Source organism: uncultured Microbacterium sp. (genome assembly GCF_913776565.1).
Classification (GTDB): Bacteria; Actinomycetota; Actinomycetes; order Actinomycetales; family Microbacteriaceae; genus Microbacterium.
The window spans coordinates 1-14,424 of the sequence record NZ_CAJYPF010000174.1 but is presented as its reverse complement, the minus strand read 5'-3'; the positions used below and the strand labels follow the sequence as shown (position 1 = coordinate 14,424).

General features: G+C 70.6%; 14 protein-coding genes. 10 read left to right on the top strand and 4 right to left on the bottom strand.

Annotated elements, in window-relative coordinates:
• From QZ433_RS09870 to QZ433_RS09855, 4 genes are all read left to right on the top strand, one after another.
• The coding region (locus QZ433_RS09870) for a response regulator transcription factor (protein WP_295782678.1) at positions 1-485 on the top strand (485 nt) is incomplete at its 5' end.
• A gap of 243 nt (positions 486-728) precedes the next feature.
• Positions 729-1,628, top strand: coding sequence for an ABC transporter ATP-binding protein (locus QZ433_RS09865; RefSeq protein WP_295782675.1), 900 nt, complete (start codon positions 729-731; stop codon positions 1,626-1,628).
• A complete protein-coding gene (locus QZ433_RS09860) occupies positions 1,625-2,503 on the top strand; it encodes an ABC transporter permease (protein ID WP_295782673.1) in 879 nt (292 codons plus the stop codon). Before QZ433_RS09865 ends, QZ433_RS09860 begins: the two co-directional genes overlap by 4 nt.
• 224 nt (positions 2,504-2,727) lie before the next feature.
• Positions 2,728-2,976 (top strand): hypothetical protein, encoded by a 249-nt coding sequence (locus QZ433_RS09855; RefSeq protein ID WP_295782670.1) that lies wholly within the window; start codon positions 2,728-2,730, stop codon positions 2,974-2,976.
• A gap of 49 nt (positions 2,977-3,025) precedes the next feature.
• Here the strand turns inward: QZ433_RS09855 and QZ433_RS09850 are convergent, their stop codons facing one another.
• Positions 3,026-3,433, bottom strand: a complete 408-nt coding sequence (locus QZ433_RS09850) for a Rid family hydrolase (protein ID WP_295782667.1) — start codon at positions 3,431-3,433, stop codon at positions 3,026-3,028.
• Between the two features lie 300 nt (positions 3,434-3,733).
• On the opposite strand from QZ433_RS09850, the gene sucC reads away from it, so the two are divergent.
• Positions 3,734-4,897, top strand: a complete 1,164-nt coding sequence (sucC, locus tag QZ433_RS09845; RefSeq protein ID WP_270352235.1) for an ADP-forming succinate--CoA ligase subunit beta — start codon at positions 3,734-3,736, stop codon at positions 4,895-4,897.
• 17 nt (positions 4,898-4,914) lie between these two features.
• Positions 4,915-5,778 carry a succinate--CoA ligase subunit alpha gene (sucD, locus tag QZ433_RS09840; RefSeq protein ID WP_295782659.1) on the top strand — a complete coding sequence of 288 codons (864 nt, stop codon included), beginning with the start codon at positions 4,915-4,917 and terminating at the stop codon, positions 5,776-5,778.
• A 637-nt stretch (positions 5,779-6,415) separates the two neighbouring features.
• Here sucD and QZ433_RS09835 read toward each other — a convergent pair.
• The gene (locus tag QZ433_RS09835; RefSeq protein WP_295782656.1) at positions 6,416-7,867 is read right to left on the bottom strand and encodes an NCS2 family permease; all 1,452 of its coding nucleotides are present in this window, start codon (positions 7,865-7,867) and stop codon (positions 6,416-6,418) included.
• A 67-nt stretch (positions 7,868-7,934) separates the two neighbouring features.
• Here QZ433_RS09835 and QZ433_RS09830 point away from each other — a divergent pair, with 67 nt between their 5' ends.
• From QZ433_RS09830 to purH, 4 genes are all read left to right on the top strand, one after another.
• On the top strand, positions 7,935-8,372 hold the full coding sequence (locus tag QZ433_RS09830) for a nitroreductase family deazaflavin-dependent oxidoreductase (protein WP_295782654.1): 438 nt from the start codon (positions 7,935-7,937) through the stop codon (positions 8,370-8,372).
• 126 nt (positions 8,373-8,498) lie between these two features.
• Positions 8,499-9,965, top strand: a complete 1,467-nt coding sequence (locus tag QZ433_RS09825; protein WP_295782651.1) for a DUF6350 family protein — start codon at positions 8,499-8,501, stop codon at positions 9,963-9,965.
• A gap of 36 nt (positions 9,966-10,001) precedes the next feature.
• Positions 10,002-10,601, top strand: coding sequence for a phosphoribosylglycinamide formyltransferase (gene purN, locus QZ433_RS09820; protein WP_295782648.1), 600 nt, complete (start codon positions 10,002-10,004; stop codon positions 10,599-10,601).
• A 62-nt stretch (positions 10,602-10,663) separates the two neighbouring features.
• On the top strand, positions 10,664-12,274 hold the full coding sequence (purH, locus tag QZ433_RS09815) for a bifunctional phosphoribosylaminoimidazolecarboxamide formyltransferase/IMP cyclohydrolase (RefSeq protein ID WP_295782646.1): 1,611 nt from the start codon (positions 10,664-10,666) through the stop codon (positions 12,272-12,274).
• Positions 12,275-12,533: 259 nt separating this feature from the next.
• Here the strand turns inward: purH and QZ433_RS09810 are convergent, their stop codons facing one another.
• Together QZ433_RS09810 and QZ433_RS09805 are read right to left on the bottom strand one after the other, a co-directional pair.
• Complete coding sequence (locus QZ433_RS09810; protein WP_295782644.1) at positions 12,534-13,052, bottom strand: DUF1697 domain-containing protein; 519 nt, start codon at positions 13,050-13,052, stop codon at positions 12,534-12,536.
• Positions 13,053-13,234: 182 nt separating this feature from the next.
• Positions 13,235-14,424: NAD(P)/FAD-dependent oxidoreductase (locus QZ433_RS09805; RefSeq protein WP_295782642.1), on the bottom strand; the 1,190-nt coding region annotated here is incomplete at its 5' end.

The window sequence follows — 14,424 nt, the reverse complement described above, 5'->3', positions numbered from 1 at the left end:
TCGCCGAGGCCGAACGTCTTTGCCCCGACGTGTGCCTGCTCGACCTCGAGATGCCCGGCCTCGACGGCGTCGACACCGCCGCGCGCATCCTGCGGCGCGTGCCGTCGCGGTGCGTGATCGTCACGCGCCATGCCCGACCCGGCGTGCTGCGCCGCGCGCTCGGTGCGGGGGTCGACGGCTTCCTGCCCAAGTCCCGACCCGCGGACGACGTGGCCGCGGTGATCCGCGAGGTGGCGGCGGGCCGCCGGTACGTCGATCCCGAGATCGCCGCCGACGCGCTCAGCGACGAACGCAGCCCCCTCACCGATCGCGAGCTCGACGTGCTGCGCGCGGGGGCCCGGGGGCAGACGGTGGCGGAGATCGCTTCCGCGCTGCACCTGTCTGCCGGGACGGTGCGCAACCACGTGTCGTCGGTGCTCGGCAAGCTCGGGCTCGCGAGTCGGCAGCAGGCGACGATTCATGCGCGCGAGCGGGGGTGGATCTGAGGGGAGAGTCCGCGCATCGGGTGACGTGAGGAGACGCAACTCGTAACCCCCGGGTGAAGCTGGTTCGGACGCCACCGCGCGGAGCGCGAGTACGGGATATCGACTGCCCGGGCGGTGTGAGAGCGGTCAATAGCATGCGGACATGACCCACTCCCATTCCGCGCTCCGCGATGAACATGCGCGAGGTCGGCGGACGCGCGTGCAGATCGTTGACCCCACGATCGGACCGCGGAGATGGTGGTCATGAGCGTCGAGGTTCGCCATCTGCGAAAGACCTTCGGTGCGTTCGAGGCCGTCCGAGACCTGTCCTTCGAGGTCCCGGCGGGGTCGCTCTTCGCGTTCCTCGGCGCCAACGGTGCGGGCAAGAGCACGACCATCGGCTGCATCACGACGATCCTGAACCCGACGTCGGGAACGATCCGTGTGCACGGCCGCGACGTGATGGACGACCCGAACGGCGTGCGCGACGTCATCGGCGCCGTCTTCCAGAACCCGCTCCTCGACCCTCTGCTGACCGTCCGGGAGAATCTGGCCGTCCGAGCCGGCTTCTACGGGATGCGCCGGCGCGACGCGTCGGCGAGAATCGGCGAGCTCGCGGAGGTGGTCGCCCTCGGAGACTTCCTGGACCGTCGTTACGGCGTGCTCTCCGGCGGCCAGAAGCGCCGAGCCGACATCGCGCGCGCGATCCTCCACCGTCCGAGCGTGATCTTCCTCGACGAACCGACCGCGGGCCTCGACCCCCAGTCGCGCGAACAGATCTGGTCGGCGATCGGCCAGCTCCGCGCTGACCATTCGACGACCGTCTTCCTGACGACCCACTACATGGAGGAGACCGAGCGGGCCGATCAGGTGTGCATCATCGCCCGCGGTGAGATCGTGGCCGAGGGAACTCCCGCGGAGTTGCGCTCTCGGTTCAGCCGGAGTGTGCTGACCGTACGCACGCCCGACGTCTCGTCCTTCCTCGCCGAGTGCGACGCGCGGGGCGTCGTCGGCGAGCACAGCGGCGACGTCGTGCGCGTGCCCGTCGACCGGGTGGAGCAGGCGAGGGAGCTCATCCAGGCGCCACAGGTCACCGACTTCGAGTTCCGCCACGGGACGATGGACGACGTCTTCCTGAACGTGACCGGAGGGCGGGCGGCATGAGAACGGTCTCGATCCTCATGGGCCGCAATCTGCGCCTGTTCTTCCGCGACCGGGCCGGGGTGTTCTTCTCCCTCCTGTCCGCGCTGATCCTCATCGCGCTGTATGCGCTCTTCCTCGGGAATCTGCAGGTCGACAATCTGACGGAGCGCTTTCCGAACGCGGAGATCGGGGACATCCACTGGTTCGTGAACGCGTGGGTATTCGCCGGGATCACCATGATCACGACCCTGACGACGGCATTGGCCGCCCTGGCGGTCTTCGTCGACGACCGAGCGAGCGGACGCTTCGGCGACTTCCTCGTATCGCCCATCCGCCGCGTCGAGCTCATCCTGGGGTACCTTCTGTCGAGTTTTCTCATCTCGCTCGCCATGACCCTGGTCATCCTGGTCGTCGGGCAGGTCTACCTCCTCTCGCAGGGCGACTCGATCATGACCGCGAGCGAGGCGGGGGAGACGCTCGGATACGTCGCTCTGTCGAGCCTGGCCTTCGCGGCGTTGTCGAGCTTCGTCGTCACCTTCTTGCGCAGTTCCGGCGCTTTCGCGGCGCTGTCGACCGTGGTGGGAACCGTCATCGGCTTCCTCGCAGGGGCGTACATCCCCGTGGGCACGCTCCCGGATGCCATCGTGAACGGCATCAATGCGCTCCCGTTCGCGCAGTCGGCGATGCTGATCCGACGCCCGATGACAGCCGGCGCCCTTCACGCGCTGACGGACGGGCAGGCGCAAGCCGCGAAGGCTGTCGAGTCTTTCTACGGCATCTCAGCGACTGTCGGCGAGGTCTCCGTCACTCCGTCGCTGGCCATCGTGGTCCTCCTCGCGGTTCTCGTCGTCTTCTGCGTGCTCGGCGCGCGCCGACTGTCGCGCGCTATCCGATGATGAGGAGCGCTGGACGGGCGGAGACGACCGCTCCTGTTCCACGGGTCGATGTGCGGTACCGCATCGCGGCGTGGCTCGTGATCACGCAGGCCATCGCGATGGAGCTCTGCGCGACGCTCGCGCTTCCCCTCCTGCTGTTGTCGCACGTCTGAGAGGCGGAGATCGGCACGCGATTTCATTTCGCGCTGCCCAACTTCCAGAACAACCTCCCCCTGCTCATGGTCATGAGCGGGATCTTCGGTGTCCTCCGCCTCGCCGGTGGCGTCGGCATCCTTCGCGATCGCCTCTGGGGCCTCGCCGTCACGGTCGTCATGATCGTCGTGACCCTCGTCCTGATGATCTTCCTGCTCCCTGCGGGCATCGCGGACGGACTGTTCTCTGGCGCCTCCCTGCTGCTCATCGCGGGCGCGTGGTTCGGTCGGAGGACCCTGTCGGATCATGCGGCAGCCGGACCCCGGCTGCCCGGAGTCTGATCACCGGATCTGCCGCTCCGTCGCCCGGCGCTCCGATGCCGCAGCGGGATCAGTCGACGACCGCCGCGACCGCCTCGATCTCGACCAGCTGGTCGTCATAGCCGAGCACGGTGACCCCCATCAGCGTGCTCGGCACGTCGTGGTCGCCGAAGGCGTCGCGCACGACCTCCCAGGCGGTGACGAGATCCGCCTGACGGGTGGATGCCACGAGCACGCGCGTGCTGATCACGTCGGTGATGTCCGCGCCCGCCGCGCGCAGGGCGATGACCAGGTTCTCGATGCAGCGCGCGGCCTGAGCGGCGTAGTCGCCGACCCCGGCGGTCGAACCATCGTCGTTCAGCGGGCAGGAGCCCGCGAGGAAGATCAAGCGGGCGTTCGCGGGCGCGGTGGCGGCGTAGGCGTACTCCGCGGCGCCGGACAGGGCGGAGGCGCGGATGAGGGTGACGGCGGAGGTCATGGCGGTCCTTTCACGACGGGTCGGCCCGCGGTGGGCCCAGGCGATCCCGGAGCAAGCATCCCCGCAGTCCGGCGTCGTCCCTGCGCGGGCCGGCTGGACCTTGCGCCGCGGTGTTCGCCGTCGCCGGCGGCTCGTCGACAGCGGAGAAGACGCGTCGGTACGGCATCCCTCCCTCCCATCGAAGGTACAGGGGTCGGGCGGTTTCACCCCGGTCGGGTAGGGTTGACCACTGGCGAGAATCTCTTGATATCGAGAGAGTTCGCCTCCTCCCACCACCGATCGCCCAGCGAAGGATTGTCCGTGGATCTCTACGAGTACCAGGCACGTGATCTGTTCGAAAAGTACGAGGTGCCGGTGCTCGCCGGCATCATCGCCGACACCCCTGAGGAGGCGAAGGCGGCCGCTGAGAAGCTCGGCGGTGTCGTCGTCGTCAAGGCTCAGGTCAAGACCGGAGGCCGCGGCAAGGCCGGCGGCGTGAAGGTCGCCAAGACCCCCGACGAGGCCTTCGAGGCGGCGCAGGCCATCCTCGGTCTCGACATCAAGGGTCACGTCGTCAAGCGCGTCATGGTCGCCGCCGGTGCCCGTATCGCCAAGGAGTTCTACTTCTCGGTGCTGCTCGACCGCGCCAACCGCTCGTACCTGTCGCTGTCGAGCGTCGAGGGCGGTATGGAGATCGAGGAGCTCGCCGTCGAGCGTCCCGAGGCGCTCGCGCGCATCGAGGTCGACCCGCTCGAGGGCATCACCACCGAGAAGGCCCTCGAGATCGCCAAGGCCGCGAAGTTCGACGACGAACTGGCCCCCAAGGTGGCCGACGTCTTCGTCAAGCTCTTCAACGTCTACAAGGGCGAAGACGCCACGCTCGTCGAGGTGAACCCCCTCATCCAGAGCGAGGACGGCGACATCATCGCCCTCGACGGCAAGGTCTCGATCGACGAGAACGCCGGCTTCCGCCACCCCGACCACGAGGCGCTCGAAGACAAGGACGCCGCCGACCCGCTCGAGGCCAAGGCCAAGCAGCACGACCTCAACTACGTCAAGCTCGACGGCCAGGTCGGCATCATCGGCAACGGCGCGGGTCTGGTCATGTCGACCCTCGACGTCGTCGCCTACGCCGGCGAGAAGCACGGCGGCGTCAAGCCCGCCAACTTCCTCGACATCGGTGGCGGCGCGTCGGCCACCGTCATGGCCGCCGGCCTCGACGTCATCCTGGGCGACGAGCAGGTCAAGAGCGTCTTCGTCAACGTCTTCGGCGGCATCACCTCGTGCGTCGCCGTGGCCGAGGGCATCGTCAAGGCCCTCGAGATCCTCGGCGACACCGCGACCAAGCCGCTCGTCGTGCGCCTCGACGGCAACCAGGTCGAAGAGGGCCGCGAGATCCTCGCCGCCGCCAACCACCCGCTCGTCACCCTCGCCGCCGGTATGGACGAGGGCGCCGACAAGGCCGCCGAACTGGCCAACGCGTAAGGGATAGGGACAGAAACATGTCGATCTACCTCAACAAGGACTCCAAGGTCATCGTCCAGGGCATCACCGGCGGTGAGGGCACCAAGCACACCGCCCTCATGCTGAAGGCCGGCACCACGGTCTCGCACAAGGATGCCGACGGCAACGACGTCGAGCTGCCCGTCTTCGCATCGGTCGAAGAGGCCATCCGCGAGACCGGCGCCGACGTGTCGATCGCGTTCGTGCCCCCGGCCTTCACCAAGGACGCGATGGTCGAGGCCATCGACGCCGAGATCCCCCTCCTGGTCGTCATCACCGAGGGCGTGCCCGTGGGCGACACCGCCGAGGCGTGGGCGTACGCGAAGTCGAAGGGCGAGAAGACCCGCATCATCGGCCCGAACTGCCCCGGCATCATCACGCCCGGCGAGGCGCTCGTCGGCATCACCCCGGCGAACATCACGGGCAAGGGCCCCATCGGTCTCGTGTCGAAGTCGGGCACCCTGACCTACCAGATGATGTTCGAGCTCCGTGACCTCGGATTCTCGACCGCCATCGGCATCGGCGGCGACCCGGTCATCGGCACCACGCACATCGACGCCCTCAAGGCGTTCGAAGCCGACCCCGAGACCAAGGCCATCGTCATGATCGGTGAGATCGGTGGAGACGCCGAAGAGCGCGCCGCCGCCTTCATCGCCGAGAACGTCACCAAGCCGGTCGTCGGCTACGTCGCCGGCTTCACCGCCCCCGAGGGCAAGACCATGGGCCACGCCGGCGCCATCGTCTCGGGCTCGGCCGGTACCGCGCAGGCGAAGAAGGAGGCCCTCGAGGCCGCCGGCGTGAAGGTCGGCAAGACGCCGTCCGAGACCGCGTCGCTGATGCGCGAGATCATCGAAGCGCTCTGACGTTTCGTTTCTGAGGGCCCGGATGCCATGGCATCCGGGCCCTTCTGCTTCGCCGGGACGCGGCATGCGCGCGTGGGTGGCGCGGACGCGCCGCGAAACCGCACGCGATCGCCGAGAACGCAGAGGATTCGCGACTAACGCCTGCGGCCTGAACAAACGGATGCGGCCTCGGCGATTCTGTTGCTCTGGCACGGTGGGACGGCGCTGAGACGACAGGTGATCGCGAACCGATGCGCGTTTCGCGGTGATCACGCGTCGTCCCGGCGAACGGCGGTCGTCTCGGCAGCGGGCGCGCTCGGACTCCTCCGTGCCGTCGGCGACCATCGCCTCGACGAGGTCGACGGCGCTCGCCCTTCGCGTCTGTCGCCGCGGCGTGCGGGAAGCGCGGACGGGCCGCGAGACCGCAGGCGGTTGCCGACAACGCACAGGATTCGCGGCAAACGCGTGCGGTTTCGGCAAACGCGTGCGGTCACGGCGCTCGCGTGCGGTTTCGGCAAACGCGTGCGGTCGCGGCAAACGCGTGCGGTCTCGGCAAACGCGTGCGGTCTCGGCGCTCGTCGCGAGCGCCGGCCAGCCGCGGCACCGACGGAAAGGGGCCCGGATGCCGTGGCATCCGGGCCCCGAAGAGCGGCGGCGATCAGCCGAGCAGCGACTCCACCGGCCCGCGGGCGAAGAAGACGACGAAGCCGGCGGCGACGATCCACAGCAGCGGGCTGACCCGACGTGCGCGACCCGAGAGGGCCTGGATCAGCACCCAGCTGACGAAGCCCGCGCCGATGCCGTTCGCGATCGAGTAGGTCAGCGGCATGACCGTCACGGTGAGGAAGACCGGGATGAGCACCGACAGGTCGCTCAGGTCGACGTGGCGGATCTGCGCCATCATCAGCGCGCCCACGATGACCAGCGCCGCGGCGGCGATCTCGCTGGGGACGATGCTCGTCAGCGGTGTGAAGAACATCGCGAGCAGGAACAGACCACCCGTCACGACGTTCGCGAGGCCCGTGCGCGCGCCCTCGCCGATGCCCGAGCCCGACTCGATGAACACGGTGTTCGACGACGACGAGGTGGCGCCACCGGCGACGGCCCCGATGCCCTCGATCACCAGCGCCGAGCGCAGGCGCGGGAAGGTGCCGTCGGGGGCGGCGAGACCGGCCTCGCGCGAGAGGCCCGTCATGGTGCCCATCGCGTCGAAGAAGTTGGTGAACACCAGCGTGAAGACGAGCATCAGCGCGGCGAGCACGCCGATGCGGCCGAACGAGCCGGCGAGGTCGACCTGGCCGACCAGCGACAGGTCGGGCAGGCTCACCCACTGGGCGGGAAGCGTCGGGACGGTCAGACCCCACCCGCCGGCGTTGCCGTCGGCCCTGGCGCCGAGACCGGCGACCGCCTCGACGATCACGGCGATGACGGTGCCCGAGAGCAGACCGATGAGCAGGGCCGCCTTCACCTTGCGCACCAGCAGCACGGCGGTGATGACGAGCGTGAGCACGAACAGAGCCGTCGGAATCGTCGCGATCGAGCCGCCGACGCCCAGGCCGACCGGGGGAGAGCTCAGCCCGGTCGAGGTGACCAGGCCGCTGTCGACGAAGCCGATGAACGCGATGAACAGGCCGATGCCGACCGTGATCGCGGTCTTGAGCGCCAGCGGAACTGCCTCGAAGATCATGCGGCGAAGGCCCGTCACCGCGAGCAGCACGATGATGAGGCCGTTGATGACGACCAGCCCCATCGCCTCCGGCCACGTGACCTCGCCCACGATGCCGACGGCGAGGAACGAGTTGATGCCCAGTCCCGCGGCGAAGGCGAACGGCATCCGCGTCACCAGGCCGAACAGCATGGTCATCACACCCGCCGTGAGGGCGGTCACCGCGGCCACCTGCGGGAAGCCCAGGGCGTTGCCGGCGACATCGGGGGTTCCCGACAGGATGATCGGGTTGAGGATGACGATGTAGGCCATCGTCACGAAGGTGACCACACCGCCGCGGATCTCGGCGCTGACGGTCGAGCCGCGCGCCGTGATCTCGAAGAAGGCGTCGAGACGGTTCTTCGGTGCGGGAACGGTGGTGGTCTCGGGAGCGGAAGCGCTCATGAAGGGCTCCAGGAAAGAGGGGGAGGGTCTGGACCGGAGGGGGAGACGCCGACGTATCGTGTGAGCTATGTCACTCTCAGGAGAGTATCTACCCAGCACCAGCGAATGGGCCCGCACCCAAGCGGAGACCTACGAAGCCACGGGGGGCCAGGAGTCCGCCGACATGCGGGGCGTACCCATCATCGTCCTCACCACCGTCGGTGCCAAAACGGGCGGCCTGCGCAAGACCGCGCTGATGCGCGTCGAGCATGACGGGAAGTACGCCGTCGTGGCGTCCAAGGGCGGTGCGCCCGAGCATCCGGCGTGGTACTTCAACCTCGTGAAGAACCCCCGCGTCGCCCTGCAGGACGGCGACGTGAAGAAGGAGTACGACGCGCACATGGCCGAGGGGGCCGAGCGCGACGAGTGGTGGGGCTACGCGACCGACGTCTGGCCCGACTACGACGAGTACCAGAAGAAGACCGACCGCCGCATCGAACTGTTCGTGCTGGAGCCGGTCGACTGAGACGTCGAGAGCCGTCGCCCCGCATCGTCGCGAGGCGACGGCTCTGCGCCTATCCGAACGGATGCCACCGGGCCCGCCGCGCCTGAGCGGCCCTCCGAGAGGGCGCGGGTAAGGTTCCACACGCCCATGCATCGCCTTCTCGTCGCTCTCCTCGCCGCCCTCGACGCGGTCCTCGCCGCCGCGGGCGGAATCGCCGTGGTGCTCGCACCCCTCACCCTGCTGTGGGTGTTCGGCATGGGCGACCCGCAATGGGGGGCGCTCTGGCCCACCTCGGCCGCGGTCTGGCACCTCGGGCATCTCGTCCCCGTCGAGGTCACCCTTCCCGACACGTACCTCGCCGCGACGGGGATCGACCCGTCGTTCGCGACGATCGGCCTCTCGCTCGCGCCGCTGGCCTTCGCTGCCTTCACGGCGCTGTTCGCCGCCCGCTCCGGTTCGCGCGCCGCCGAGGCGGGCGCCGCGGTCACGGGCTGGGTGTCGGGCTCGGTCGTGTTCGCCGCCCTGGCCACGCTCGTCGCGCTCACCGCGAACGCCCCGTTGGTGTCATCGGAGCTGTGGCCGTCGATCCTGCTGCCCTCGCTGCTGTTCGCCGTGCCCGCGCTGCTGGGCGCGTTCATCGGTTCCTGGCGCGTGGGCGATGACGGCCCCGTCGATGCCCTGCGGGCGCAGATCGAGCGGATGCCGCGGGCGTGGAGCGTCGTGCCCGAGCTCGTTCTGCGCGGAGTCGCGCTCACGACCCTGGGCCTGGTGGGCGTCGGGGGAGTGGTCGTGGTCGCGGGACTCATCGCGCGCTCGACGCAAGTGATCGGCCTCTACCAGGCGAGCAACGCCGACGGGCTCGGGGCGACCGTCATCGCCCTCGGTCAGCTCGTGTACCTGCCGACCCTCGTGCTCTGGGCCGTCGCCTTCACCGCCGGCCCCGGCTTCGCCCTCGGCACCGACACCGCCATCACGCCCGCCGCGACACAGGTGGGGGCGCTGCCCGGCATCCCGGTGCTCGGGGCGATCCCCGACACGACCTCGTCGTGGCTGCTGCTGCTCGCGCTGCTGCCCGTGGCCGTGGGAGCACTGACCGGATGGATCCTGAGATCCCGGATGCCGCGCACCGACGCCCCCGAGCCCGTCGGGCCGCGTCTGGTCGTCGCGGTCTCGGTCGCCGTGCTCACCGGCGGGGTCGGAGCGCTCATGGCCGTGGCCTCATCGGGGTCGATCGGACCGGGGCGTCTCGCCCAGACCGGCCCGCAGCCCGGCCCCCTCGCGCTCGCCCTCGGCGTCGAGACTCTGGTGGGGCTGGCGATCCTGCTGCTGAGCCCCCGAGTCGGCGCCTACGACGACGACTCCCCGGTGCGCGACGAGCTGCCCGCGTTCTCGCTCCCCGCCCGCGCGCACGAACCCTTCGACCGCGACCAGCACATGACCGGCCCCGCGCCCACCGCCCCCATCCCGGGGCGCGGAATCGCCTCGGAAGCCTGGCCGAGCACCTACCGCGAGCCGGACGCCGACGACATCGGGCCCCGGTCACCCACCGACGACGAGGTGCGCGAGCGCATCCGCGCCGCGTGGGCGGACGACGAGCCCGACCGCTCCCGCTGAGCGGACCCCGCCGACGCACCTGCGTAGACTGAGCGCGTGCTCACGGTCGCCGTCCTCATCTCCGGCACCGGCTCGAACCTCCGCGCCCTGCTCGAGGCGGCTTCGGCCCCCGACTTCCCCGCGCGCGTGGTCGTGGTCGGTGCCGACCGCGAGGCCGACGGCTTCGCCCACGCCGAGCACTTCGGCATCCCGAGCTTCCTCGTCGCGTACGACGCGTTCGCCTCGCGCGAGGAGTGGGGAGCGGAGCTCGACGCGCAGCTGTCCGTGTGGCAGCCCGACCTCGTCGTGCTCAGCGGCCTCATGCGCCTGCTGCCGGCCGACCTCGTGGCCGCGTGGGAGCCGCGCATCATCAACACCCACCCCGCCTACCTGCCCGAGTTCCCGGGCGCGCACGGCGTCCGCGATGCGCTGGCCGCCGGTGCGACGCAGACGGGGGCGAGCGTGATCGTCGTCGACTCCGGCGTCGACACCGGGCCGATCCTCGCGCAGGAGCGCATCCCCGTTCTGCCCGACGACACCGAGGACACCCTGCACGAGCGCATCAAGCCCGTCGAGCGACGGCTCCTGATCGACGTCGTGCGCCGCATCGCCGAGGGCGAGCTCGACCTCGCCGCCGCGACATCCCGAACCGCCTGACCCCGCGGCGGGCCCTCGTCCGCCGCGACCGAACCCGACTCGAGACACAGGAGCCGCACGCCATGGCCGGACCCCGCCACGACCCCGCCGACTACCGTCCCCGCGACGTCGTCCCGATCCGCCGCGCGCTGGTGTCGGTCAGCGACAAGACCGGCCTGCTGGAGCTCGGCGAGGCGCTCGCCGCCGCCGGTGTCGAGATCGTCTCGACCGGCGGCTCGGCCACCCTGCTGCGCGACGCCGGCTACGCCGTCACCGACGTCTCGGCCGTGACCGGGTTCCCCGAGTCGCTCGACGGGCGCGTCAAGACGCTGCACCCGAACGTGCACGCGGGGCTCCTCGCCGACCTGCGCCTGGCCTCGCACGAGGAGCAGCTCGCCGAGCTCGGCATCCGGCCCTTCGAACTCGTCGTGGTCAACCTGTACCCGTTCGTCGAGACCGTGGCATCCGGTGCCGAGGGCGACGACGTCGTCGAGCAGATCGACATCGGCGGCCCCGCCATGGTGCGCGCGTCGGCCAAGAACCACGCCAACGTCGCCATCGTGGTCTCACCCGAGTCCTACCCCGCCATCGTCGACGCCCTGCAGGCGCAGGGTGGAACGACGTTGGTGCAGCGCCGCGAGCTCGCCGCTCGCGCCTTCTCGCACACCGCCGCCTACGACACCGCCGTGTCGACGTGGTTCGCCGAGGGCACCCTGGGCGACGACATCGACCTGCCCGCGCACCTGACGATCCAGGCCGAGCGTCTGTCGACCCTGCGCTACGGCGAGAACTCGCACCAGCGTGCCGCGATCTACTCGCGCGTCGGCGGGCACGGCATCGCCCAGGCCACGCAGCTGCAGGGCAAAGAGATGTCGTACAACAACTACGTCGACGCCGACGCGGCGCTGCGCGCGGCCTTCGACATGGTCAAGCCCGCGGTCGCGATCATCAAGCACGCGAACCCCTGCGGGATCGCCGTCGCCGCGCCGAACGCGCTGGACCCCATCGCCTCGGCGCACCTGCGCGCGCACGAGTGCGACCCCGTGTCGGCGTTCGGCGGGGTGATCGCGGCGAACCGCACCGTGACGCTCAAGATGGCCGAGAACCTGCGCGACATCTTCACCGAGGTCATCATCGCGCCCGACTTCGAGCCCGAGGCGCTCGAGGTGTTCAAGCTCAAGAAGAACCTGCGCGTGCTGCGCCTGCCCGCCGACTGGAAGCAGGAGCCGATGGACGTGCGCCTGGTCTCGGGCGGTCTGCTGCTGCAGGACGCCGACCGCTTCCCCGCCGACATCGAGTCGGTCGCCAAGGACTGGGAACTGGTCTCGGGCGAGCGCCCCGCCGAGGCCGACATGGAGAGCCTCATCTTCGCGTGGAAGTCGTGCCGCGCCGTCAAGTCCAACGCGATCGTCCTCGCACAGGGCTCGGCGACCGTCGGTATCGGCATGGGCCAGGTCAACCGCGTCGACTCGTGCCGCCTCGCAGTCGAGCGCGCCGGCGACCGCGCGGCCGGCTCGATCGCGGCATCCGATGCCTTCTTCCCCTTCGCCGACGGTCCGCAGGTGCTGATCGACGCCGGGATCTCGGCGATCATCCAGCCCGGGGGATCGGTGCGGGATGCCGAGGTCATCGACGCCGCGCGCGCCGCCGGCGTGACGATGTTCTTCACGGGCGAGCGCCACTTCTTCCACTGAGCCGTCGCTCTTTCGACGCCGTCGCAGCTCCGGTTGCGGCGGCGTCGTCGCGTGCGCGGGGCGGGGCGAGGCTGCGGCGGGGCGCGGCTGCGGCTGCGGCGGGAGCCACGGTTGCCGATAAACGCTGTTCGTGCTCAGAAACGCGGTGGCTGCGTGTTTCTCGGCACGGATGGCGTTTATCGGTGTGGCGTGGGGGAGGGGGGATGCCGGCGGTCCGGCGCCCGGGGGTGGTCGGGGCGGAGTGCGGCGCCGGTGCCCGTCACGCGCTCATCGCGACGAGCTTCGCGACGGTGTTGGCGTTGCGCGCGGTGCCGACGACGCCCAGTCGCTTCTCGACGTAGCCCGCCTGCACTTTCGACCCGCCGATGCCCTCGGGGTAACGCACGAACACTTCGCGGCCGTCGACCACGGCTTCTTCCGGTGCGTCGGCGGGGAGCTCGAGCACCGTGGTCCGGGCGGGCTCGGCGAGGAACACCGTCTGCACCCACCGCCCCTCGGCGGCATCGGCGAAGGGGTTCCGCGCGTGCGCAGCGGCGAGCTCGGCGTGCGTGCGCACGATGACGGGCAGGTCGAAACCGAAGGCCCCGCGGACGGCGTCGCGCACGAGCCCCGCGATCTGTCCGGGGGAACGGCCGCGGTCGTCCAGGACGACGTTGCCGGCGACCTGCAGCGTCTCGACCTCGCCCAGATCAGCGGATGCCAGGACCTCGCGCAGCGCGGCCATCTTCAGGGCCGTGGGTCCACCGACCCCGCGGATCAGGGCGACGGAACGTGACATGCTGCGACCCTACGCCGTGACCCCGGCGAGCCGCAGGGCGCAGGCGTCGGACATGTCGACCGCGGGCGGGCCGCACCGCGGCAGCGGCCAGCCGATCGCGTCGAGCCGGCTGGGCCGTCCCCGCCGGAGGGACGGCCGGCGCCGGCGGGGCCGGGCCGCCGCGGTCGCAACCCGCCGCCCGCTCAGGCCGAGTCGCGGCCCAGCGTCTCGAGCAGGCGCAGCCATACCTCGCTGACCGTCGGGTACGACGGAACCGCGTGCCACAGGCGCTTCACGGAGACCTCGCCGACGATCGCGATCGTGGCGGAGTGCAGCAGCTCGGCGATGTCGGGCCCGACGAAGGTCGCGCCGACGAGCACGTGACGGTCGAGGTCGACGATGGCCCGTGCCTGCCCGACGTAGGCGTCGGACTGTTCGCTCGACCCGGCGATGCTCGCGAGGTCGTAGTCGAGCACCGTGACGTTCAGGCCCTTCTCTTCGGCCTTCTTCGCGGTGAGGCCGACCGAGGCGACCTCGGGGTCGGTGAAGGTCACCTGCGGGACGGCGTCGTGGTCGGCGGTGGCCACGTGCGCTCCCCACGGGGCGTCGTCGATCTCGGCACCCCGGGCGCGAGCGGCGATGACATCGCCCGCTGCTCGGGCCTGGTACTTGCCCTGGTGCGTGAGCAGCGCGCGGTGGTTGACATCGCCCACGGCGTAGAGCCAGTCGGAGCCGCGCACGCGCAGGGTGTCGTCGACGTCGATCCACTCGCCGGGGGTGAGGCCCACGGCATCCAGTCCGAGATCCTGGGTGCGGGGCGTGCGGCCGACCGCGACGAGCACCTCATCGGCCGTCACCGTCGTGCCGTCCGACAGTTCGAGCACGGCGCGCCCGTCGTCGCCTCGGCGGGCCGCCGTGGCGTCGGCGCCGAGCTTCACGGTGACGCCGCGGTCGCGCAGGGCGGACGCCACGAGCTCGCCGGCGAACGGCTCGTTGCCGCCGAGCAGTCCCGAGCGGGCGATGAGCGTGACGTCGGTGCCGAGGCTCTGGAAGGCCGTGGCCATCTCGGCGCCCACGACGCCCCCGCCGAGGATGGCGAGAGAGGCCGGGACCTGCTCGACCGCAGTGGCCTCGCGGCTGGTCCAGGGCCCGATGTCGGCGAGGCCCGGGATGTCGGGCAGAAGCGCCGCCGACCCCGTGCACAGGGCGACCGCGTGCCGGGCGACGAGGTCGGTGGTGGAGCCGTCGGCGGCGGTGACGCGCACCGTTCTCTCGCCCGTCAGTGTGCCGTGCCCACGCACGAGGGCGATACCCGCGCCCTGCAGCCACTGCACCTGGCCCGAGTCGTCGTAGCCACTGGTCATGGTGTCGCGGCGGCGGAGGACGGCCGCGA